The following is a 22,421-nucleotide window of genomic DNA, read 5'->3' as shown; positions in this document are numbered from 1 at the left end:
GCCAAACGCGGCTCTACGCATCCAGTCTGGCCATCGCGAAGCGGTCATCGCGGGCGGCCGGCAAGACCTCCGCGTTCGCCGACCTCCCCGCTCAGGGCCGCCTGACTCGCGGCTCTGGCCGCTCCATGGGCTCCGGCGCACCCAGCGCTTCGGCCGACTCGTCGGCTCAGGATGGTCGACCGCTTCGCTACGCCTCCTCGAAACCGTTGGCGTCGAAGCGCAGAGTCGTCGCGTTCTCGCGCACCGTGCGCACCGTCTCCGTGCTGAAACCGTCGGGGTTCACCGCCTGAATCTCGATGCTCACCTCGAGGCGGGTCCCGGGGGTCGACGACAGGTGCTGCAAGACTTCCTGCTGGATGCGAGCGAAGTCCCGGCCGTACCGCTCTGGGTCGAGCCGGGTGGACCCGAAGTACCGGGTCGTTGTCACCGAGGCCGGAGGCGTCGAAGTGGTGGGTGGGAACGGGACAGAACCGGCGTTCGGGTTGATCGTTGCGTTCGACTCACGCTCACCCTGCTCCGAGCTTGCGGGATCGTCGGTCGGGCGAGGCTTCGACTCCTCGGCGCGCTGCTCTATCGCGACGGCCGGCTTCACCACGAGCCAGGAATCGCTCAACGCTGCCGGCTCCGGCCGATCTCCTGGAAGCACAAGGCCCACGTAGCGCTCGGCTGTCTCGTCGTACGCCTCAGCAAGCGCGAACCCCTCGATCTCCCAGACGAGGGAGTCGAGAGCACCGACCAGCGCGTTTTCGAGCACCATGCGGTCGCGCAGCCGGTCGAGGTAGGGGTACTGCGCGTACAGGTTCCACAGGTCACCGACGCTGATCCGGCCTGTGGACCACGCACCGGCGAGCGGACCGTCGAGAGCCATGCGGACACCCGCTGCACCAAAGGCGACGGCGAGTTCGCCGCCGCGCCGCAGCTTGTCCGATGCCCGGACTGCGAGCCCAGATCCGGCGTCCGCAATTCGCTCAGCCCGAAGCGCAGGAGGGGCTCCGGCGTCCGGCTGCTCGGGGACGAGCGCCCAGGTAAACGTCGCGGCGATGCGATTAGTCGCGTCCTCGTCGGTCTGACGCCGGCGCGCGCTCGCCTGTGCGGCCTGCTGAGCGGTGAGGTTGAGAGTCTGCGACGACCGGTCGACCTCGTCCCACGCCAGGAAGTCACGGATCGACGCGTCGAGGTCGTCCCAGCGCTGACCGTCGGGAGCGAGGAACACCACGGTGTTCCGGAACCTGCGCTGGGCCGATCCGACGCGCAGGAGCGTGTCAGCAGCCCAGCGCATGGCGGGGGACTCGTTGTCGCCCCGGGTGTGACGTTGCGACGGTGGTACGACGACGAGACGCGCCTGATCGAGGTCCGGGACGCCCGACGAGTCACGCGGGTCGTGATGCACGCCTGCAAACAAGCCCTTGTCGGCGACGAGCGGCTTGAGACGACGGATCACCTCGTTCCAGACACGCTCGGGTTCGTCGCGGAGCCGGTCAGCGATGTCGCTCGCGGTCCGGGTAACAGAGGCGGTAGTGGAGAACCAGTAGCGCGCGTTGTCGGCGTACAGGTAGGTCGCCTGCTGTCCCAGCACCTCCAGTGAGGCGCCGAAGTTCCCGACGGTGTCGCCGGGGATCGCGACACCGAGCCACAGCCGGGGGCGCTCGACGCCCTTGTGGTCGGTGCCCAGGGTCGGTGCAGAGGCCAGAAAGATCTCCCGCGCGATGCGTCGAGTCAGCGATCGGGCACCGAAGGTGCCCGGACGGCTGGCGTCGATCTGGACGGGTGTCGAGCCCTCGCCGTCGATGTCCTTGTCGATGATGGGCTTCCAGGAGTCCGGCAGGTAGTTCGTGAGCTCGCTCGCCACGCGCGGGGCGTGCAGTGGAACGGAGCCGGGCAGGATCAAGGGGCTCGCGTCGTTGGACGACCAGAGCTCGTGGATGACGGTCGACATGAGGCGCAGCACACCCCGGGTGCGCTGGAAGCGCTCGAGGGTTGACCAGTCGGTGTAGAGCCGGTCGAACAGCTCCGGATGGATGGGATATGCGGCGCGGATCCGCTCCTCGTAACCCTGGTCCTCGGCCTCCGACGGGAACTGCCCGTGATTGTCGCGGTAGAACGTCACGAACTGCCGCGCTACGGCGGCGATCTCCGTGCGGGCGCTCGCGTCGGGTTCGTGGAACAGCCGTCGGCGCACGATCTCGAACGACTCGACGCTGCTGGCGGGGCGCCAGTGATCGGCCTTGCGCCCGACGACGTTCTGCAGCGCGACGAGGGCGCGCCGGCCCCGCTCACCGCCGATTTCGATGGTCGACGCGGCGTCGCCGTTGTCGAGCGTGTCCGACGCCGGGATCGAGACCAGCAGCATCGCCCCGTGCACAGCGCTGACCGCCTCGGTCAGCGACTGCGCGAAGGTGAACTGGTCCTCGAACCGTCCGCCCGCGAGCTTCTCGTCCGACAGGCCGCGCGCATACGCGACCCACTCGTCGATGAGAATCAACACCGGCGCGTGGTCGCGGATAAGCGCCGTGAGCGCGTCGCCGGGCGGGGTGCCCGACCGGTCGGACTCGGCGATCCGGTCGTACGCCTGCCGCCCACCGAGCTGCCAGGCGAGCTCGCCCCACAGCGTGTTGACCTCAGTGCCGTCGTCCTTGCGCCGAGGCTGGTTCGGACCGAGGTGGGTACCGACGAGCGCGACCTTGCGGACACGCAGCGAGGCCAGGTCGCCGTCCGCCACGACGTCCTGGACACCCTGCGGGAATGACGAGGCTGGCAGCCCGGAGAACAGGTGGTAGACCGCCAACATAGAGTGGGTCTTGCCGCCACCGAAGTTGGTCTGCAGGTTCACGACCGGCGAGGCGTTGTCGTCTCCCGACATGCGGCGCACGGCCCTGTCGAGCAGGTCCTTGAGCCCCTCCGTGAGATAGGTGCGGGCGAAGAACTCCTGCGGGTCGGAGTACTCACGCTGAGTGGCCTGGCCAGTGGCGACCTGATGCAGATCGGCGGCGAACTCCGCGGCGTTGAACTGACCTCGCGCGACGTCGTCGTGCGGGGTGATGACCTCGCGCCAGGGCTTGAGGCCGGTGCCGGGGGTGGCGACGGTACCGACGGCGGCACGGACTGTCTTGCGGGTCTGCTCCTCGAACGCCGCGCGCTGGTGCTCAAGGCGCAGTGCGTTGACGGCCGCTGCCTCTTCGGGGGCGTGCGCGTCGGTGAGCAGACGCTCCATCGTGTCGAGGGCCCGGGTGGTGTCGTCGGTGCTGAACGCGGTGCCGTGCGCGAACCGGTTCCCGACCTCGCGCAGCTCGGATGCATACGACTGCGTCACCCGGGACAGCTCGCCACCGAACGCGCGCCACTCCTCGGTGACCACCTTGAGCAGAAACCGGGGGTCGTCGGCTGAGTAGCCGCGGGCTGCACCGTGCCGCTGGGCGTCGCGCGCTTCGAGCAGCGCCACCCAGTCGCCGCCCGGTGCAGATGCGCCCATGTGCTGGTCGATGAACGGTCGGAGCCCGCGCGCGAGCGCGTCGAACCCCCGGCTGATCTTGTCCTTGTTGCTGAGCGCCATCAGAACTCCTCGTCGAGGGCATCGAAGTCGAAGCTGGACTGGCTGGTCGTCACGGTGGCCTCGGTGCGTCGGGCGACCGACGAGAGGTCGGACCAGGACGTGCCGAGCGCGTTGAACAAGAGCGCGTCGGACGGGCGGGTCGATTGTGTGAGCTCGTAGAGGCGGTAGGCGAGGAGCTGGACCGTCTCGAGATCGACGCGCTGCCTGATGCGCGGCATCAGCGCGCCGGCGGCCTCGACGCCGCCCGAGTCGAGGACTCGGGCCAGGTGCATCATCGCCTCCCACACCGATAACCGGTCGTCCGCGTCTGGGTCCCAGGTCGACGGCAGGTCCTGAGGCGGGAGCAGGCGGACGCGGCCCGCGCGGGAGGTCAGCACCCCGCCACGGGCGAGACCATCGACAGAGGTGTTGGTTGCCCGTGCCAGAACGTCGGCCTCCCCGAATGCCTTCTCCGACCAGCCATACTGGGCGTACCACTTGAGGCAGAACCGGGTGTCCGCGTCCAGATCGCCGTCTTGTTCGGCGAGAACCTCGTCGAGCGCCTGATTTATCAGCGCGAGGGCGGTCTTGACCGTCATCGGCGTGCCATCGGGCTCGACAACTTTGGCGTACGACGAGAACACGGCCATGCCGGGGCCGATGGTGGACTGCGCGAGGTCCACGGGGGCGATCGCTCCCTGCTGCATCTCCCGCAGCGCCTGCGGCAGTCGGGACTTGAGCGCGGCGAGGAAGCCTCGGCGCGTAATCGCCTGGGCGGATTCCTGACGGGGACGCAGGGCAAGGACTATCGACGAGGCGAGCGCGTTGGTACCCACGGAGATCATTCGGCCAGAACGCTCAGACCGGACCGGCCACGTCGCAGTGATCGCCCAGCCCGACCGAATCATGCCTTCGAGGAGGGTGGCCCAGCCCGTGGAGGACACACCCTCGGACTCGAGCTCCGATTGCTTGAACGCGTAGTAGACGGTGATCGGATAGTTCTCGTTTGCAGACTCACGAGCGCGGGCAAAGACCCGTTCGAAGCCGTCCTCGAAAAATTGCGAGGCACCCTCTTTACCGCCGTGGCGATACGGATTAGCCACGAGTTCTTCCGCCTTGGGAACAAGCATGGTGCTCAGGAGTGAGGGATGAACCTCGCGGAGTGATCTGCGAAGCCACACGTAGAAGAAGTCCGACAGGTCGGAGTAGCCGATGTTGTCGTAGTAGGGCGGATCCGTAGAGACCACTTCGGTCGACGAGAAGGTCGTGCGCGCCGCATCGGCCTGACTCGCGGATGCGCGCACTTCGCTGCGTGAAGGGAGACCGTCAACCCCGTCCGCCACCCACGTGACGTGAGCACCAGCGTTGCCAACGGAGTTGGAGAACGGATTAATCTCGACGTAGTCCCAGACCATTGGCAGCGCCTGGCGCGCAAAGGTGTCGCGGACGCCCTCAATTTGAGGTATCCATGAACAGATGGACGAGGACCAATCAGCTAGCTTACTCAGTGCAAATGCGAGAAACGTGGCTATCGCGTCGGCGTAGGCAACGGCGTCGGTGCCGCCGAGCTCGAGGGGGAAGCCGTCAGGGCAGCCGGCACTGACGGCATCCTTGAGCGCTTGGTCTCGGGCCTCTGACACAAGATCACTGAGGGTCGTCAAGGCGACCAATTGCCGATTCGTGAAGAGATCGGTGAATTTCGTCATCCCGAAAGCGGGAGTTGAGAACCATCTGGGATTGTCTGCGACCTCTCCATCGGGTAGGTGCGCTGGACGCTCCACCCTGGCTGCCGCGTCTGCCTGGTCACTTGCTGGAAGGTAGACACGCTGCCGCACGCCTTCGGCGACGACGGCCATGAGCTTCGAACCGAGGCGACCCTCACGTCCTTCAGCCCTCGTGTATTTGAGGTCGGCCGTCGAACCACAGGCGCAACAGGTCGCGCCTGTGCGCATCACCGTTCCGTCGTTGTCCTTCGTTGGACCGAGTCTTGGGTCGTGCGCGATGTCAAACATGACCCGACGCCCGGATGGCACGCTCGGGTCGTCCACCACGCGAGGGACGACATACGCCTCCTTGCCCTTCTTCTTGCCAAGCCACCATGACCGCACGAGCGGCATCTCGATCCTGCACGCCGGGTTCGGGCACGTCACGGTTCGCGCCCAGATCCAAGCGATGACTGTCGCCGGCGAGCCGTCGGGAAGCGCGGCCTGGGGGTAGAGGTGGCCGATGCGTTCGGAGGCACGGTCGCGCATCCATGCGCCGTAGCGGCGGACGTCCTCGGCGAGGCCGGACGCTCGCGGCCATCCTCCGAGGCGGGACTCGGCAGCGCCGGGAAACACCGGGGGACGCCCGGAGAACTTCGGCGGGATCTCGATCAGTGCCTTGTTGATGAGAACGGCGACGGGATTGAGATCCGACGCGTGTGCATCCAGACCCAGACGTTGCGCCTCGAGTGGGATGGTCCCACCGCCCGCGAAGGGGTCGAGGATCGCGGGCGGAGTGCCGTCGGGCGCGCTGGCGACGATCTCGGCGTGTGCCCGTCGCAGCAGACCCTCGTCGTTGGCGTTCTCCCATACGACCAGTTCGCGAATTATCTGGTGGAGGCGCTCGCGCTCCGCTGCCTGCTCCTCGGAGGTTCGGAACTTGTCGGGGTGTGACGAAGGGTCGTCAACGAGCTGTGCGAACAAGACCGCGCGCGCAGTTGCAAGTGGCCGGCGGGCCCACCAGAGATGCATCGTCGCGGGATGCCCCTTCCGTGGGACCGACTTCTCCCGGGCCGACTCGCGGTTGATCTCCTCGAGGGGCAACGACACCTCGATCAGCTTGCGGCGGATCGGGCTAGTCGTCGGCTCGGTCATGCATCTCCTTCGAACAGTGTGGGGTCGCCAGGCGTCGGCTTGTGGATCGACGTCGGCTTCTTACTTGTCGGCATCTTGGGGCCAGCTCCGTAGGTCACGCTGGGGCCGCGTTCGGCCGTGGAGGTCTTGACCAGGAGACCTCGGTCGACCATGTCTCCGAGGATTCGGGATGTCGTCGAGGCGTCGGTCTCGAGGACGAGGCGGACCATGCGTGCGTTGATCGTGCCGGTCTCTCGGAGCAGGTCGAGAACCCGACTGTCGACCGAGTCGGTTGTCCTTCGCCTGTACGTGACAGCCGTCCCAAGGGTGCGCAACGGCGTCTCACGAAGCCGGTAGTTCGGGTGTGCGTGACGGATCGTCTCCCGCGTCGGCTCGACGAGGTCGAAGGGTGGCGCGGCGAGCCGGTCGAGGACCGTCTGAACTTCAGCCGCGGGCTTCTGAAGCAGCGGGGAGAGTCCAGCTGCGTTCACTATCCGGGAATGGAGCAGCGTGAGCAACGTCAGCATGATGTCGGCGTCGTCCGCACTGCTGTCAGGGAGCGCCTGGACGAAGCGGGCGACGTGCGCGTTGGGCGCCCCACCGGTGAGCGTCACGCGAACTGTCGCCTCGTCGGCGTCGAAGTGCGGGGGCTGATGACCCAGCCGGGCCATCGCCGCGTACATGCGGTCGACACCCATGCCCGCGGTCTCGCCGAGCCCCAGCTTGCGAATCGCTTCGGCGAGGCGTGGGTTGCGCGATCGGGAGGCGGTGGTGAGCACGTTCGACGTAGTGACACCGCTGACGAACGGGCCTGGCGAGGTCACGGCGAGTCGGGTGGCGGTGTGCTCGACGACGATCCGCGACGAATCCCGGTAGTCGCGGTGCATGACCGCGTTCACGAGTGCCTCGCGGATTGCTGTGGGTGGCAGGTCCGCGACCTGGACCTGGACGAGCGGTGAGACGTCGACAGAAGTTGTGTCCGTTCGCGCAGAGATCAGGTCGAGGACGCGCGCGAGGGTGGTGACGAGCGGGCCCGAGAACTGCTCGTTCGCAGTTAGGTCGCCGGCAGACGTGCGTCGGTGGACGTACGCCGTGTGCTTGCGGGCGTTCAGGTCATCAACGAACAGCAGTGCTCCGGCGTGGTTGAGCCGTCCGTTAGCTGCGACGACGCCCAGCGCGCGCAGTAGGTCTTCGTCACTGAGGTGGGCGAACGCGCGGCGTGCCGGATCAGTGGCATCGCGAAGAAACTGGCGCGCCGTGGTCATGGCAATCGGGTCGATCGCGCTGACCGGTAGATCGGTCGCTTCGTCGGTCCAGTCGTCGCCTCGCCGGTCCGCGACCAGCCGAGCGATGCGGTCAGCGGACATCGGCATGCAGGACGTGCCGACGCGCTGGGTGTGACGGCCGCCGACCGCGTGCACAGCGGCGCTCTCAGGCACGGTGATGACCAGCAGCGGCGTTCCTTCGAAGCTCAGCTCAGCGACGTCGACGGTCAGTGGCGGCTCGGTGCGCTCGAAGATCGCCCGCCGGGTCCCCGCGGCGTCCAGCTTGCCGTAGCCGACGAAGGCGTCTAGGCCACCAGGGTGATCCCGAACGCCGACGACGACTGTCCCCCCGTGATGGTTCGCGAAGCATGCAGCGGCCGCAGCGAGATCCGTCAGCGTGTCGAGGATGGAGCGCCCAACTGTCTTGAAGTCCAGACGTTCAGTCTCCACGTCTTTGGCAGCCTGACTGCTGCGGACGGCCAGGAGCGCGGCACGGACGTCGTCATCCCGTGGCACTGTTTCTCCGATGTTTTGCAGGATCCTTGCAGTGAAGGGTAGTGCAAAACTACGGGAGAACTCCCGGACCCGGAGTTGCGGCAGCGACCAACGTCTGATGGGACCACTACGGTCACGATGACACGGCGGCTGCCGATGAGACTGGGGTGAGGATGGACGCGAACGGCGACCTTGTGAACGCGCTCCGGGTGACGCTGGAGTCGGTCGTTCCCGGAGTTCGGCTGACGGGTGTCGCCGGGGCAGGGCCGGTGCAGGTCGTGTCGACGAAGTGGTTCGGCTCGTCGATCATCCAGGTCACCTACACCGCTCCGGACGGCACGAACGGGCAGACCCTGCTCCGTCGCGATGACGAGTCGCGCCTGCGCCTCGAACACGCCGGCCGGACCCGTCCGATGGACGGCGACGCCGACGAGTGGCGGCTCGGCGCCGAGGCTCTACGTATCCGGTACGCGGCACTGTTCGACCCGATGCTCGCGATCTCCACCTCGGACCTGCGACCCCTCCCGCATCAAATCAAGGCCGTGTACGGCGAGATGCTGCCGCGTGTGCCGATGCGGTTCTTGCTCGCGGACGACCCGGGCGCCGGCAAGACGATCATGTGTGGGCTCTACGTCAAGGAGCTCATGCTGCGGGGCGACCTCGCACGGTGTCTGATCGTCGCGCCGGGTTCACTGGTCGAGCAGTGGCAGGACGAGCTGCACGAGAAGTTCGGCCTGGAGTTCGAGGTGCTGAACCGCCCGATGATCGAGGCAACAGGGCTCGACCAGAACGTGTTCGAGCGGCACCCGCTGCTGATCGCCCGCATGGACCAGCTCTCCCGCTCCGACGAGCTCAAAGAATCCCTGGGGCGTACCGACTGGGACCTGGTCGTCGTCGACGAGGCACACAGGATGTCGGCGCACTGGTTCGGGCAGGAGGTGTCGATCACCAAGCGGTACGACCTCGGTCGACTCCTGGGCCGGGTGACCCGACACCTGCTGCTCATGACGGCCACCCCGCACGCGGGCAAGCAGGACGACTTCCAGCTCTTCCTCGCACTGCTCGACGGCGACCGGTTCGAGGGCAAATACCGCGACGGCGTTCACGCGGTGCGTCCGGACGACCTCATGCGCCGGATGGTTAAGGAAGAGCTCCTGACGATGGACGGCAAACCGCTGTTCCCCGAGCGGCGAGCGACCACCGTGCCGTACCGACTCTCGGACCAGGAGCAGGAGCTCTACGAGGTCGTCACCGATTACGTCCGCGAGGAGATGGGGCGCGCGGACAACCTCGACGAGGGCGAGGGGCGCCGGCGCACCAACGTGGGGTTCGCCCTCACTGTGCTGCAGCGGCGCCTGGCGTCCAGTCCCGAAGCGATCCTGCGGTCACTCGAACGTCGGCGAGCGCGGCTGCAGAAGCGGCTGCGGGAGAGCAGCGTCGAGCGCCTGGAAGACGACCTGCCGGTGAAGGACCGGCTCGCGCGGATCCTGGGCAAGGACGATCGCGTCGATGATGCGCTCGACGACCTGGCCGGCGATGAGCTCGAAGAGCTCGAGGAAGCGGTCGTCGACGCGGCCACCGCGGCCCGCACGAGGGCGGAGCTCCAGGCGGAGATCGCGGTGCTCGACGACCTCGTCGAGGTGGCCCACCGCGTACGGACATCGGGCACCGACCGCAAGTGGTCCGAGCTGCGCTCGATCCTCGTCGACCACGCTGTGCAGACCGACGCGTTCGGTCAGTACCGCAAGCTCATCGTCTTCACCGAGCACCGCGACACCCTCGAGTACCTCCGGGAACGCATTTCCTCGCTCCTGGGCGACGAGCGGTCGGTGGTCACCATCCACGGTGGCGTGCGCCGCGAGGACCGCCGCAAGACGCAAGAGCTGTTCACCCAGGACAAGGACGTCCGGATCCTCGTAGCCACGGATGCAGCCGGCGAGGGTCTCAACTTGCAGCGGGCGCACCTGATGGTCAACTACGACCTGCCGTGGAACCCGAACAAGATCGAGCAGCGCTTCGGCCGCATCCACCGCATCGGGCAGACCGAGGTCTGCCACCTGTGGAACCTCGTGGCTGCAGGCACCCGCGAAGGTGAGGTGTATCTGCGTCTACTGGAGAAGGTCGAGGAGCAGCGCGCCGCCTACGGCGGAAAGGTGTTCGACGTCCTCGGCGACGCTTTCGAGGACCAGCCGCTGCGCGACCTCATGGTCCGGGCGATCCGCTACGGCGACGAACCGACCACCCGGGCGTTCCTGCACACGGTGATCGACGCGAGCATCAGCGAAGGAATCGGCAAGCTGCTCACCGAACGGGCGCTGCACCACGACAGCCTCCCGGACTCGGACGTCGACGAGATCCGCCGCCGCATGGAGGACGCCCAGGCGCGCCGGTTGCAGCCACACTTCATCCAGGCGTTCTTCCTCGCCGCGTTCCGGCGCCTCGGCGGCACCATCAAGCCGCGCGAGCGGGGCCGGTTCGAGATAACCAACGTCCCGATCGCGATCCGGGACTACGACCGGCAAGCCGGTACGGGAGCCGCTGTCCTGACCCGGTACGAGCGCGTCGCCTTCGAGCGCGAGCACATGCACCCGGCGGGGCTGACGTCGGCTCAGCTCGTCGCACCCGGCCACCCGTTGCTCGATGCGGTCGTCGAGATGACGGTGAGCCAGTGCGCGGCGACCCTGCGTCAAGGCGCGGTGCTCGTCGACCCGAACGACCCCGGGACCACCCCGAGGCTGCTGGTGGCGATCGCGGAACAAATCACCAATGGTCACGCACGCACCGTCTCGAAGCGCTTTTCCTTCGTCGAGCTCGACGACCAGGGTCAGCTCCGCGGCGGGGGGCCGGGACCCTACTTGGACTATCGGGGCGCTACGGCGACCGAGGCCGAGACAGTCTCTGCAGTCTTTGACCAGCCGTGGCTTCGGGCGGGTGCTGAGGACGTCGCGGCCGCATGGGCGGTCGAGCACCTCCTGGGCGAGCACCGCGCTGAGGTCTACGCCCGGGTGTCCCACCAGGTTGAGCGCACTCGGACCGAGGTCCGTTCGCGGTTGATCGGGCAGATCGCGTTCTGGGACAGCGAGCACGTCCGCCTGCTCGACCTGCAGGGCGCCGGACGCCGGCTGCGCATGTCGCCCGAGACCGCCGAGCGGCGCGCCCGCGAGCTCGAACACCGACTGGTTACTCGGATCGCGGCTCTCGACGCCGACGCCCAGCTCGCCGAGCACCCGCCGGTCGTCGCGGGCGCCGCGCTCGTCATCCCGCAGGGCCTGCTCGACCAGCTCGGAGGCGCGAGCCCGACCGAGGTGGCGATGTTCGCCCGCAGCACCGAGGAGGTGGAGCGTCGCGCGGTCGCGGCCGTGATGGCGGCAGAACGAGAGTTCGGTGGGCGACCCGAGGAGATGCCGCACAGCAACCCCGGTTTCGACATCCGGTCGGTGCGGCCCACTGGGCGTGCTGTGCGCATCGAGGTCAAGGGGCGCATCGAAGGCGCCGCAACGTTCACGATCACCAAGAACGAGGTCGTCACCGCGAAGAACCTGGGGGACGACTACCGCCTCGCCCTGGTGTGGGTGAGCCGCGACGGTTCGAGTCACGACGTCGTGCGGTACCTCGAGCGACCCTTCGACGACACCGATACCTCTGACTTCCGCACCCTGTCCTACAACCAGTCCTGGGCTCACACCTGGGCGCAGGGAGGACCGCCGAGGTGACGACCGAGACGGTGCTCGACCGGGAGGCGGTCGCCGACCTGGTCCGCCGAAGCAAGGTCGCATGCCAAGCCGTCGCTTCTCTTGACCAGAACCTGGGGCGCGCCCGCCAGGACGTCGTTGCCGCCTTCAACCAGGTCCGCGACGCGCGCGTGTGGTCGGATCTCGCGTCCATGCCGATCGACAGGGTCAGGGACGTCACCGGAGGGCGCCTCCGACTTGGCGCGCTGCACAACCACGGCTACCGAACCGTCGCCGACGTCCTCCGCGCCGGACCGTCCCGACTTCAGCATGTTCCCGGAGTCGGCGAGAGCACCGCTCCGAAGGTGTTCGCGGCCGCCGAGCAGATCAGGCGAGCGGTCGTCGACTCGATCAAGGTCCGCATCGACCTCGACCCCAACGATCAGGCCACCACGGCACTGCTGCGGGCCCTCCGCGTGTGGGAGGGCGTCGCTTCTGCTGAGGACCGCATCGAAGGCGCCCGCACGTTCGCGGTCTCGGTCGCCGCGGCAAGCGCCGATGCCGCGCCAGCCGCGGCGAGCCCGGTCCGCCGCCTGTTCATGGGCAACACCAAGAAGTCGGCCGGAGCGGTCGCGGCCGCGCACCTGGCCGACCTCCTCGCGTGGGGACGTAGCACCGGCATCGAGTCGGAATCGGCACGAGTGGCGAACGGAATTCGGCACTTCATGCCGGATCCCGAGCTGTGGGCTGACTTCGAGAAGCGCTCGCCCGTCTACTACGGGTTGCTCGGCGGTCTGGTGGACCTCGGCCTCGACGTCGCTGCGGCTGACGGCTTCCTTCCCGCCGAGATCGTCGAGCGGATCAACGCCCAACCGCTCGACGACACCCTGCTGCTCGTACCGCTGCGTGGGTACCAGTCCTTCGGTGCCCGGTTCGCGCTTGTCCAGCGCAGGGTTGTCATCGGGGACGAGATGGGCTTGGGAAAGACCATGCAGGCGATCGCTGCCATGGCTCACCTTGCAACGGGCGGCCCCAGCCACTTCCTCGTCGTGTGCCCGGCATCTGTGCTGATCAACTGGACCCGCGAAGTCGCCAAGCACAGCAAGCTGACACCGTTCACCTTGCACGGCCCGGCGCGTGCACGCGCGGCGCAGCTCTGGCGGCAACGAGGCGGCGTGGGTGTGACCACGTTCGAGGCGCTTTCCGCGCTAAGTCTGGGGGACACCGTTCCTGCGATGCTTGTCGTTGACGAAGCTCACTACGTCAAGAACCCGCGCGCCAAACGCAGCCAAGCCGTCGCGTGCATGGCCGGCCGGGCCGAACGGGTCCTGTTCCTGTCAGGCACCCCGATGGAGAACCGCGTCGAGGAGTTCCGCGCACTCGTGCACTACCTCCAGCCCGAGGTCGCACGCCAGATCGAGCCTCGACACGGGATCGCCGGTGCTGACGCGTTCCGCCGCGCCGTGGCGCCGGTGTACTTACGCCGAAACCAACAAGACGTCCTCACCGAGCTACCCGAGCTGCTGCAGATCGAGGAGTGGGAGCAGTTCGGCCGGCACGACGGCGCCGTCTACCGGTCCGCGGTCGCCGCCGGGAACTTCATGGCGATGCGACGTGCAGCGTTCGCGGTTCCCGACCCGCGCGGCTCCGCCAAGCTCGAGCGCCTCCTCGAGATCGCCGACGAGGCGAACGCCAACGGGCGCAAAGTCGTCGTGTTCTCCTACTTTCGCGATGTGCTCGAGATCGTCGCCAGAGCCCTTGGCGATCGAGCATTCGGACCGCTGACAGGATCGACACCTCCGGTGGCGCGCCAACGAGTCGTCGACGACTTCGCCAACTCCACCAATGCCGGTGCACTCGTCGCGCAGATCGAGGCCGGCGGCGTCGGGCTGAACATTCAAGCGGCATCTGTCGTCATCCTGTGCGAACCGCAGGTCAAGCCGACGACCGAAGCCCAGGCCATCGCTCGCGCCCATCGCATGGGTCAGGTCCGCACCGTGCAGGTGCACCGCCTCCTCGTCGCCGACTCCGTCGACCAGCGCATGCTCGAGATCCTCGGCACCAAGAAGCTGCTGTTCGACGCCTACGTCCGCGACTCCGCCCTCACGGCCGCGGCACCGGGCGCCGTCGACATCTCCGAGTCGCAGCTCGCACGCACGATCGTCGAAAAGGAGCAAGAGCGCCTCGCGCTCGCATCGCTCGGCATCGACTCCGATGAGGAAGACAAGGATTGACTACCTACCGCCGCAGCGGGCACTGGCGACGCGGCCCGGGCGGAACCAGGCACTGGGTGTCCACGCACACGGTCACTCGTACCAGCGGTCGTGCTCGGAGCTCATATGCCCGGACCGCTTACCCCTCGCCGCCCCGACCACGACCGGTGCGCACAGCGCCGTTCTCGCAGCGCTGGGTGCGACCCAATGCCCAATGCCCTGTCTGCGGCGCGGCGGTGTACTTCTACTCAAACGAGCACGGTAGCCGCGTGTTCTTCGACGAGATGGGACCGCCGTGGCCCAAGCACCCGTGCACGCTTCGGCAGCCGTCCCCGGCCTCGACCACCGCGACACGTCGCACAGCGCCCGGGCTGTACACCTTCGCCGACGGGCGCCGACAGCTCAGTCAAGCTCGACGCGATGACCGTCTCTACAACGACGCGGCCGCGTACCGACAGACGAACGGCGAAGCATGGGTCGTCCTCGATCGATGGGTGGACGACGGGGTGACACTCCTCAAGCTGCACCGCACGTACGACCGCCGCCCACCGCAGATCTGGCGAGCTCTCGACCCAGTGGACGTCACGTCCGGCTCCATCGTGTTCATGTGGTCCGGGCTGCTGTCGTACGTCGACGCTGCCACGCTCGAGGTCACCACAGTGCGCATGCAGTTCGTCCGATCACAGCCCCGTGCACCACTGAGTGCTCGGCTTCGCGCGGTCATCCGACGCGAGCCGCCGGCGCTGACGTAGCGGTGCATCACGTGCGGTCCGTCGCGGCCCCTGGCCGAGGGTTGACCTCACGAGTTCAGCGCCTCGGCACGGTGGTCATGGGAGAGGACGAGGTGGAATTACCCATCGACCGCGCAGCGTGTCGGGAACCGGCGCGCATCGGCGGTCAGTGCTGGCTGGCACGATGCGCGCGATGGAGGTTCGCCCAGGAACTATCCAGAGGTTCCGGTGAGCGCGAGGAGTGATCGGTCCCTTTGCATGAGCCCCCACCACTCGGGTAGCCGTTCTCCCGTGGCATTCGATGACGTTTCCGCCGCCCGCCTTCGGGGGCAACTGAACATCTTGTCAAGCCCGAGGCGCCGCCATTTTTCTGGAGTCCCCTACCTCTCGCTGGTGAGCGTACAAGCCGTATTCGCACAGGTCACGGCTCTCACATGACCTCGACATAAGTTCGGGAGATAAGTACCGGCAGAGTGTCACAATGCTCAATATGGTGTGAGAGCCGACCGGGTCGACGCTTGCCGTGCACCGACACCCCGTCGTGCCTCAAGGAGGTTCAGCGCAATGCGTATCCCCGTCCCGTACCCAGCCGAGTCGCCCGTCTACTCGCTCTCCGAGCCGTCACGCGGCGCCCGCCGCGGGCTCACCTTCATCGGCGACCGCGGCACTCCCGCCACCGATGGCTGGACCCGCGAAGAGCGCGCAGTCGAGGCCGGCGGCACGTTCTTCCTCGGCGAGCGCCTCGAGTTCGGCTCCGACGACCCTGACGCGCTCGACGGTGTGCTTCACGATCTGATCATCGGACGCCTCAACGCCGTCATGCTGCACGGCGGCGGTGTCGTCGTGCCGTCCTGGTCGAAGCTGGACGAGCTCACCCGCGACCTGTTGCTCACGGCAACAAGGAGTTGGCCGGTGGCAGCGGGCGACCGGATCGCGCTCGTCACGCCGCCAGCCGCGCCCCTCGCTCGTCGGTCCTTGTACCGCCTCGACGGAACAACCAGTGCGCGACTCATCGAGGTCGAGCGCCTCTCCGGCAAGTACAGCCAGGACGCACTCCTGGAGCGGCTCGATACGCGTGCACCAGCGTGGGCGGCGCTCAACGCCGAGGCGGCGAAAATCATGCAGGAACCCGATCACGTCCGTGACTTCGAGGCAGCGAGGACCGCCGCGCGACACTTCGAAGCAGAGGGCCAGAACGGCGTCTGGATCGCTCGGTATCTCTCGACGTTCGGGTATCTGAACTCGAAGGGTGTGCCTGGCTCCTGGCACCACGCGCGTCTCACAGAGGTGCTCGACGGTGTTGGGCGATGACCGCCGTCGCGGACATCCGCTCCACCGTGGGGTGGTCACTCTGCCCCCACGCTCGTCAGAAGGCACGAATCCGTGGGGTGTCCGTCCGGTCGATCCTGGAGGTCATCGCGGCGCCTGAGGTGACGTACAGCGCGTTCGACTACGGTCATGGCCGGTTCGTGTACCAGCGCGGCGATCTCGCGATCGTCGTGATCCCGGAGCGCCGCACGGTGGTGACGGTGCTTTGGCGCCGGGGCGAGCAGTGGACGGACGAGGAGTTCGCACAGCGCTCGATAGCCCCTCCCGCGCGACGGGCCCGTTACGCGCGGGCAATGTAGTCCGGTTCTCGTCGGGAGCCCGGTGTTCGACGCTTGTCGTGCACACCTGCTTGTAATGGCGACGTCCCTCCACAGGTACGCGCCCGCTCGGGGCGTTCCGTTCGAGCGGCCGTGCAAGGTGATGTGTGAGTGTGGCGTGCGCGGGGACCGTCGGGGCGGAGTTGCGATGAATGCGAACTGGCGTGATCCGGTTTCGGCTCTCGTCGACGGCATGGATGGCTGGGATGGCGCGTGGACGCTGGTCTACGCGGCGGGTCAGGTGGCGTTGAATCCCGCGGAGTCGCCGACGCCTGACCAGGGCCTCGGACTGGTGTACGCGGCGCTCGACCTGTCGCACGCCCTGACTGAGATCGAATCGATCGCGTACCACAGGTCCGCGTCGGTGGCGGTGGACCTCGGCGACGTCTCCATGATCGACGCCGGGGCGGTCGTCGCTGCCGTCGACGAGCTGGTAGTCGCTGCCGAGCGAGCCGTCATGCGTGCCCTGGCGCAGCCCGACGCGGACATTTCGCAAACACTGCTCGGCGCACGAGTGCTGACGCTCCTGTCGGCGGCGCGCGCGGAACTCGACGGGAGTGCGCGGTGAGCGCGCCGGCGACGTACGGGGACCTGATGCTGCGAGCGGCGATCGGGATCCAGGCTGGCGTCGCCTGGATGCAGGGGCTTCCTCTGGAGGAGCCCGAGTTCGCGCGGAACGCGATGGGCGACTTCCGTGAGCTGCTGCTGGCGTTGAAGGAGCACACGTGGGTGCTTCTGGAGCCGACCCGCACTCAAGGAATCACCGCCTCGGCCACGCCGGACCCGCGCGAACGCGCCGCCGTGCGGCTGGGGGAAGTGCTTCACGAGGTCGTGGGTCCGAAGCCGCCGTGGGCGTGGGTGGGTGCCCGGGTCAGCCAGTCGCCGTGGGGGATCGCGGCCCGGTGCGTGCATGCCGCGGGCGAACTGCTGGCCACCCACTTCGACGCGTCGGGCGATGCCCGCACGCCGGATGTGGACGCGGTGTTGCGGCATCCGGCGGCCCGCCAGGCGGGTCTGGCCGAGGTGGGTGACATGGCGGCCACCTTGCTGACCGGTGCGGACCACCTCGCGCTGCGGGCCCTGCAGGCCGGCGTGCCCTGGCGAGAGATCCGGGACCTGGTGCCCGACCTCGCCGAGGCGCACGCCCACGCCCGCGACGTGGCCGGGGTGGGGTCACTGCCCACCTGGGCGCACCTGGAGCAGCTGGCTGCCGCCGGTGCGCCCATCCGGACCGGTGACGCGGCCGAGGAGATCTACGACCGGATGCTGCGGCTGCGCCGGACCGCCTGGGAGATGGCCCGCGCCGACCACCCGTCCGTGGACACCCTCAAGACCTACGCCACGCTCGGGGTCGCGGTGCATGCCCATGCCCTGGCGTTCTTCGGCGGCTCACCCACTGCCCACGCGACGACCGTCGACCCCCGGCATACGGCACTGGTCCGCCACGGAAAGGCGTGGCAGGACCTGTCCCGGGCGTTGTTCTCCTGGCGGGCCGCTGAGCCCGCCGACCCGCGTGTTACCGAAGACCTGCACCGCCTCGGGCACCTCCTGCGCCCGATCGCCCCGCTCGCGGCGCCGGCGCCGGACCTCCCGCGCGGCGAGGCCCGACGCTTGAGTCAGGCCCTGGTCGGTGCCGTGCGGATGACCTCTGAGATCGCGACCTGGAACCGGACCACGGTCGCCCGGATGGCGCGCGCCCACCAGGTCTACGTCCCGGGCCGGATCCTGGCCGGGGAGGAAGTCACCGACAGCCAGGTGCTCGCGGAAGCGAAGCTCACCGGCCGCCTCGCTCCGGTCGGCGAGCAGCAGCTCGGTGTCGTCGAGGACATGTACGCACGGGTGGCGACCGTCCGGATCGAGGCACTCTCCGGCGCCGACGGTCTCACCCTGCGCGCCGAGCCCCTGCGTGTCGACGTCGGCCACCACGCCGGTCAGGAGCCGATCGGAAGAAGCGACCCATGACCCGCCACAGCTTCGAGCGTCCGATCGATCTGCCCGGCTGGTCCCAGCGATCGGCGTGGGGCTACGACGATCGCCTGGAGAGCTACTGGGCCGAGCTCCACCGTGACACGGACGGCCCCGCCGAGCCGGAGATCTCGATCCTTGCGGACCACCTGATGGTGACGATCACGTCCCTGTCCCAGGCCATCGCCGAACGGGCGCACCTGGCCCGGGACGAGGCGTACCTCGCGCTAGTCGGCCGTAGTCACACCACGCCGCGAGCGCCCGAGCCGACGTGAGGAGCCCGAGATGCATGCGATCGACGACCTGACCTTCGACCAGATTGCGACCGGCCTGCGGGCGTGGGCGCGTGGTCTGTACCCGGCCGAGGCCGCCGTCGAGCTGCTGCTCGCTCACCGGGGCTGGTTGCACCGACGCGACTTCACGGGAATCGCGCTCTTGATCGGCGACGACGGACCCGAGTACATCGGCATCGACTGGACCGCAGCCGCCGAGCTCGCCCGCCGAGCACCCGCCAGCGGCTCAGAGATCGCGATGCTGCAGGTCGCCGTCGGCCTGGCCGGTCACGACCTTGAGCAACCGCTCGGCCACCTGCTCAGCCGCCTGGACCAGGTCAACACCACGATCGTGCTCCACGCCATCGCCCACACCGCCGGCTGGCACGAACGCGGCAAGGTCGCACTCGTGACCGTCGGCTTCACGGCACTTACGCCCGCATGACGAGTCGCGCCTCGGTTCCGGCGGGAGACTGGCGGGCCGAGAGGTAGGGGAGGTGCGGATTCGTGCACGAGCCGACACGGACCGTGGTCGACGACGCCGCCCGCCGCCCGGAGTTCCTCACCGTCGCCGAGGTCGCCGACCGCTTGAGAGTCACCGAGCGGTTCGTCCGTCGCCTGATCGCTACCGGCGAGCTCCGCGCCGTCAGGGTGGGGTCCCGCGTCGTACGTGTCCGCCAAGTCGACATTGATGCGCTGCTCGAGCCGGTGCACGGCCCGGGCAGTCCCATCGGCAGGGGGCCAGCCGCCGCACCCGACGCCCGAACGTCCGGCTTGAGCATCGGACGACGAGTCGGTCGACGCGAGCGATAGGGCGAACCGGCTGCCTGCCGGTCGCCAGTACAGAGCTGGACTCGAGCTCGATAGCGGTCCGGGCCGCGTGGTCGACGTCGCCTCCCGGCGCTTCCGAGTGTGCCTCGGCGCGCCGCTGTTGAGCGCCACCAGTGCCTCCGCCCACCCGTCAGACCCTCGGTCGGCCCCCCTCGCTATTGCACGCGGGTTGCACGCGGGGGCAATGAGAAGACCCCTACCCGGCGTTTCCGCTGGTCAGGGGCCTTTCGGTGTGCTCCCTCGACTGGACTCGAACCAGTAACCGTCCGATTAACAGTCGGATGCTCTGCCAATTGAGCTACGAGGGATCGCGGGAGAAACTGTAGCAGCCCTAGAGAGGCAGTCCTGCTGCTCCGCGGACCCGTGCCTCGGCGGCGTCCACGCGCGCCGCGACGCCCGGATCGCCCAGGTCGGTCAGGCCGTCGCCGATCACCTGGGAGAACAGCTCGCCGTCCTCGTCGCGGCGCAGCGCGACCCGTACGCGGCCGCCGCCCGGCAGCTCGACCGTCTCGCTGTGCACGACGGAGGACTGGACCCGCTCGTGGAGCGTGCGCGGAAACGCGTTCTGGTTCTCATCCGCGACGTGCAGCTCGCGTCGGCCGCCATCGACCCAGTCGACCGTGATGACCGACCGCTCCGGGTCCAGCGTCGCGCGGTCCACGTCGGCCCACGCCCTGCGTTCGACGTCTCTGGGCGCAGCCACCACGTAGAGCGCGAGACGTGTGGCGATCGCCCAGCCGTCCGTGAGCTCGGCCGCCGCGAGGACCCTGTCCCGCGCCGCGAGGTCGACGCGCGCTCGGACGTCGGGCGGCAGGGGAGCGCGGCGCGCAAAGATCGGCATCCCCGTACGCTAACGCGCCTCCGGAGTGATCTGCCGGTACGAGGCCCGCCGACGCAGCCGGTAGCGTGACAGCCTGCGGGGCAGTAGCTCAGCCGGTCAGAGCAGCGGACTCATAATCCGTGGGTCGTGGGTTCAAGCCCCACCTGCCCCACCACCTGCCCCACGCGGGCAGCCCGTCGGATCGCTCCGGCGGAGCTACGTGGGCCCGCGGGGGAGGCCTCACTTCCGCGGGACATGCGGACGGGCGCCTTACCTGCACAGGGTGAGGCGCCCGTCTCTGGCAGCGAGCCTCTGGGCTCGCCCGTCCCGCTCTCGCGTGGACGTTGCCTCGACTGTACGCTCTCTTGGCCGAACTTGCACCTTTCGCATGCGAACGACTGCGGCCCCGGCACCGGTCGCCCGGACCGCCGACTAGCCCGACGGGGTGATCTCTTTCACCCGCATGTCAGGCGTTGTTGCACAAATGTCCAGTTCCGGACATGATGTCCATGTCAGCGAAACGGCAAACCCGCCGAGAGGTGGGGACGCAAAGCCACGGGGCCTCCAGGGCCAGCCGAGCTACCGAACGACAGGAGAACTCCGCAATCATGCCTACCAGTGCGCACAACACGTCCGACTCCAACGCCCCGGGCGCCCTTCTGACCCCGTCGGAGGTCGCCACGATGTTCCGCGTCGACCCGAAGACGGTCACCCGGTGGGCGAAGGCCGGCAAGATCTCCGCGATCCGCACGCTCGGTGGCCACCGCCGCTTCCACGAGTCCGAGGTGCGCCAGCTCCTCACGGGCGTCCCGGAGCAGCGCGACCCGTCCGCCTGAGCAGTCGATCGACGCAGCTCCGCGCAGCGCGTGGGTGCCTCTCGCACCCACGCGCTGCTGCGTTCCCCGGCGCGTCGACCGCGGTGGCTCTAGCCTTCGGCGTCGTCGGTTCATGAAAGGATCGCGCCATGGCGATGAGAGAGATCCGCACCGTCGGCGACCCGGTCCTGCGCACCCCGTGCGAGCCGATCACGACGATCGATGCGCGGGTTCGCTCCCTGGTCGAGGATCTGCTCGAGACGGTCGACCATGAGGGGCGCGCGGGTCTCGCGGCGAACCAGATCGGTGTGAATCTGCGGGCGTTCTCCTGGAACATCGACGACGAGATCGGGTACGTGCTCAACCCGACGATCGCCGAACTGTCGGACGACTACCAGGACGGCGACGAAGGGTGCCTCTCGGTCCCCGGCCTGTGGTACCCGACCAAGCGTGCGTGGTACGCGCGGGTCGTGGGGACGGACCTGGACGGCAAGGAGGTCAGCGTCGAGGGGACCGAGCTGATGGCGCGATGCCTCCAGCACGAGGTCGACCACCTCGACGGGATGCTCTACCTCGACCGGCTGGAGCGCACGGTCCGCAAGAAGGCCATGCGCGCGATGCGTGAGCAGCTCTGACCCACCTGAGCTGCGGACCCCGCGCGCTCCTGGGCCGCCGAACCACATCGCTGTAGCCCGGGACCGCCCGGATGGGGCATGATGGCGCCACAGCACGCCGCGAAACCGTGCCCCTCCCGTCAGGGATGAGGTCGTTGGGGAAGACGAACCTCGACCCGTCAGGAGGGACGACATGGCTGGTGTCATCACCCGCGGTGTACTTTTCGTGCATTCAGCACCGCGAGCGCTGTGCCCGCACATCGAGTGGGCAGCCGGCGGTGTCCTCGGCGCGCGCCTGAGCCTGGACTGGACCGAGCAGCCCGCTGCGCCGAGCCTGTTCCGCGCGGAGCACTCGTGGCAGGGCCCGCAGGGGACCGGCGCCCGCCTGACGTCCGCGCTCCGCGGCTGGGCGCACCTGCGCTACGAGGTCACGGAGGAGGCCAGCCACGGCGCCGACGGCGCGCGCTGGAGCCACACGCCGGAGCTCGGCATCTTCCATGCGGCGACCGATGTGCACGGCAACGTCGTCGTGCCCGAGGACCGGATCCGCGCCGCGCTCGCGCACGGCCACGACGCCGCCCGGCTCCGCGCGGACCTCGACCTCGCGCTGGGCCAGGCGTGGGACGACGAGCTCGAGCCGTTCCGGTACGCCGGCGCTGGCGCACCGGTGCGCTGGCTCCACCGCGTCGGCTGACGTCGGGCCGGGACGTCCCGGGT

Annotated in this window: 17 protein-coding genes, 2 tRNA genes and 1 riboswitch; of the genes, 14 read left to right on the top strand and 5 right to left on the bottom strand. The window is 68.4% G+C overall.

What is annotated here, in order from left to right; translation table 11 throughout:
- Positions 1–187: 187 nt before the first annotated feature.
- From HIR71_RS02970 to HIR71_RS02960, 3 genes are read right to left on the bottom strand one after another with little or no spacing between them, the layout of a single operon-like run.
- On the bottom strand, positions 188–3,550 hold the full coding sequence (locus HIR71_RS02970; protein ID WP_169323296.1) for a DUF499 domain-containing protein: 3,363 nt from the start codon (positions 3,548–3,550) through the stop codon (positions 188–190).
- Complete coding sequence (locus HIR71_RS02965) at positions 3,550–6,387, bottom strand: DUF1156 domain-containing protein (protein ID WP_169323294.1); 2,838 nt, start codon at positions 6,385–6,387, stop codon at positions 3,550–3,552. The genes HIR71_RS02970 and HIR71_RS02965 overlap by 1 nt, the downstream gene beginning before the upstream one ends.
- On the bottom strand, positions 6,384–8,147 hold the full coding sequence (locus HIR71_RS02960) for an ATP-binding protein (protein WP_169323292.1): 1,764 nt from the start codon (positions 8,145–8,147) through the stop codon (positions 6,384–6,386). The genes HIR71_RS02965 and HIR71_RS02960 overlap by 4 nt, the downstream gene beginning before the upstream one ends.
- A 152-nt stretch (positions 8,148–8,299) precedes the next feature.
- Between HIR71_RS02960 and HIR71_RS02955 the strand changes: the two genes are divergently transcribed.
- The 10 genes from HIR71_RS02955 to HIR71_RS02910 all read left to right on the top strand — a co-directional run bounded on the left by HIR71_RS02955 (position 8,300) and on the right by HIR71_RS02910 (position 19,437).
- On the top strand, positions 8,300–11,839 hold the full coding sequence (locus HIR71_RS02955; protein WP_169323559.1) for a helicase-related protein: 3,540 nt from the start codon (positions 8,300–8,302) through the stop codon (positions 11,837–11,839).
- Positions 11,836–14,031 carry a DEAD/DEAH box helicase gene (locus HIR71_RS16655; RefSeq protein WP_211373715.1) on the top strand — a complete coding sequence of 732 codons (2,196 nt, stop codon included), beginning with the start codon at positions 11,836–11,838 and terminating at the stop codon, positions 14,029–14,031. The genes HIR71_RS02955 and HIR71_RS16655 overlap by 4 nt, the downstream gene beginning before the upstream one ends.
- Before the next feature lie 485 nt (positions 14,032–14,516).
- The gene (locus HIR71_RS02945; protein ID WP_169323290.1) at positions 14,517–14,762 is read left to right on the top strand and encodes a hypothetical protein; all 246 of its coding nucleotides are present in this window, start codon (positions 14,517–14,519) and stop codon (positions 14,760–14,762) included.
- Between the two features lie 474 nt (positions 14,763–15,236).
- A complete protein-coding gene (locus HIR71_RS02940) occupies positions 15,237–16,052 on the top strand; it encodes a hypothetical protein (RefSeq protein ID WP_169323288.1) in 816 nt (271 codons plus the stop codon).
- The gene (locus HIR71_RS02935) at positions 16,049–16,369 is read left to right on the top strand and encodes a hypothetical protein (protein ID WP_169323286.1); all 321 of its coding nucleotides are present in this window, start codon (positions 16,049–16,051) and stop codon (positions 16,367–16,369) included. The genes HIR71_RS02940 and HIR71_RS02935 overlap by 4 nt, the downstream gene beginning before the upstream one ends.
- A 166-nt stretch (positions 16,370–16,535) precedes the next feature.
- The gene (locus HIR71_RS02930; protein WP_169323284.1) at positions 16,536–16,955 is read left to right on the top strand and encodes a hypothetical protein; all 420 of its coding nucleotides are present in this window, start codon (positions 16,536–16,538) and stop codon (positions 16,953–16,955) included.
- Positions 16,952–18,349, top strand: coding sequence for a hypothetical protein (locus HIR71_RS02925; protein ID WP_169323282.1), 1,398 nt, complete (start codon positions 16,952–16,954; stop codon positions 18,347–18,349). Before HIR71_RS02930 ends, HIR71_RS02925 begins: the two co-directional genes overlap by 4 nt.
- On the top strand, positions 18,346–18,627 hold the full coding sequence (locus HIR71_RS02920) for a hypothetical protein (RefSeq protein WP_169323280.1): 282 nt from the start codon (positions 18,346–18,348) through the stop codon (positions 18,625–18,627). The genes HIR71_RS02925 and HIR71_RS02920 overlap by 4 nt, the downstream gene beginning before the upstream one ends.
- Before the next feature lie 10 nt (positions 18,628–18,637).
- Positions 18,638–19,069, top strand: coding sequence for a hypothetical protein (locus HIR71_RS02915; protein WP_169323278.1), 432 nt, complete (start codon positions 18,638–18,640; stop codon positions 19,067–19,069).
- 62 nt (positions 19,070–19,131) lie between these two features.
- Entirely contained in the window at positions 19,132–19,437 is a 306-nt protein-coding gene (locus tag HIR71_RS02910; RefSeq protein ID WP_169323276.1) for a helix-turn-helix domain-containing protein, read from the top strand.
- 253 nt (positions 19,438–19,690) lie between these two features.
- Here the strand turns inward: HIR71_RS02910 and HIR71_RS02905 are convergent.
- A tRNA-Asn gene (locus HIR71_RS02905) sits at positions 19,691–19,763 on the bottom strand.
- A 23-nt stretch (positions 19,764–19,786) separates the two neighbouring features.
- Positions 19,787–20,296, bottom strand: a complete 510-nt coding sequence (locus tag HIR71_RS02900) for a hypothetical protein (RefSeq protein ID WP_169323274.1) — start codon at positions 20,294–20,296, stop codon at positions 19,787–19,789.
- Positions 20,297–20,373: 77 nt separating this feature from the next.
- Here HIR71_RS02900 and HIR71_RS02895 point away from each other — a divergent pair.
- The 4 genes from HIR71_RS02895 (at position 20,374) to HIR71_RS02880 (ending at position 22,398) form a co-directional block, all read left to right on the top strand.
- Positions 20,374–20,450, top strand: a tRNA-Ile gene (locus HIR71_RS02895).
- A gap of 337 nt (positions 20,451–20,787) precedes the next feature.
- Positions 20,788–20,862: riboswitch (cyclic di-GMP riboswitch) on the top strand.
- Between the two features lie 21 nt (positions 20,863–20,883).
- Positions 20,884–21,111, top strand: coding sequence for a BldC family transcriptional regulator (locus tag HIR71_RS02890; RefSeq protein ID WP_169323271.1), 228 nt, complete (start codon positions 20,884–20,886; stop codon positions 21,109–21,111).
- Positions 21,112–21,239: 128 nt separating this feature from the next.
- On the top strand, positions 21,240–21,725 hold the full coding sequence (def, locus tag HIR71_RS02885) for a peptide deformylase (RefSeq protein WP_169323270.1): 486 nt from the start codon (positions 21,240–21,242) through the stop codon (positions 21,723–21,725).
- A 172-nt stretch (positions 21,726–21,897) separates the two neighbouring features.
- Positions 21,898–22,398 carry a DUF3145 domain-containing protein gene (locus tag HIR71_RS02880; RefSeq protein WP_169323268.1) on the top strand — a complete coding sequence of 167 codons (501 nt, stop codon included), beginning with the start codon at positions 21,898–21,900 and terminating at the stop codon, positions 22,396–22,398.
- The last annotated feature ends 23 nt before the right edge of the window (positions 22,399–22,421 follow it).

This window comes from Cellulomonas fimi (genome assembly GCF_012952065.1).
GTDB lineage: Bacteria > Actinomycetota > Actinomycetes > Actinomycetales > Cellulomonadaceae > Pengzhenrongella > Pengzhenrongella fimi_A.
Note: the sequence above shows the minus strand (reverse complement) of the source record. Positions and strands in the feature narration are given on the sequence as shown.

Bases quoted from the DNA above. Each gene is read 5' to 3' on its own strand.
- HIR71_RS02900 (WP_169323274.1), bottom strand. From the start codon at position 20,296: ATGCCGATCTTTGCGCGCCGCGCTCCCCTGCCGCCCGACGTCCGAGCG.
- HIR71_RS02955 (WP_169323559.1), top strand. From the start codon at position 8,300: ATGGACGCGAACGGCGACCTTGTGAACGCGCTCCGGGTGACGCTGGAG.
- HIR71_RS02880 (WP_169323268.1), top strand. From the start codon at position 21,898: ATGGCTGGTGTCATCACCCGCGGTGTACTTTTCGTGCATTCAGCACCG.
- HIR71_RS02935 (WP_169323286.1), top strand. From the start codon at position 16,049: ATGACCGCCGTCGCGGACATCCGCTCCACCGTGGGGTGGTCACTCTGC.
- HIR71_RS02930 (WP_169323284.1), top strand. From the start codon at position 16,536: ATGAATGCGAACTGGCGTGATCCGGTTTCGGCTCTCGTCGACGGCATG.
- def (WP_169323270.1), top strand. From the start codon at position 21,240: ATGGCGATGAGAGAGATCCGCACCGTCGGCGACCCGGTCCTGCGCACC.
- HIR71_RS02915 (WP_169323278.1), top strand. From the start codon at position 18,638: ATGCATGCGATCGACGACCTGACCTTCGACCAGATTGCGACCGGCCTG.
- HIR71_RS02920 (WP_169323280.1), top strand. From the start codon at position 18,346: ATGACCCGCCACAGCTTCGAGCGTCCGATCGATCTGCCCGGCTGGTCC.
- HIR71_RS02965 (WP_169323294.1), bottom strand. From the start codon at position 6,387: ATGACCGAGCCGACGACTAGCCCGATCCGCCGCAAGCTGATCGAGGTG.
- HIR71_RS02890 (WP_169323271.1), top strand. From the start codon at position 20,884: ATGCCTACCAGTGCGCACAACACGTCCGACTCCAACGCCCCGGGCGCC.
- HIR71_RS02970 (WP_169323296.1), bottom strand. From the start codon at position 3,550: ATGGCGCTCAGCAACAAGGACAAGATCAGCCGGGGGTTCGACGCGCTC.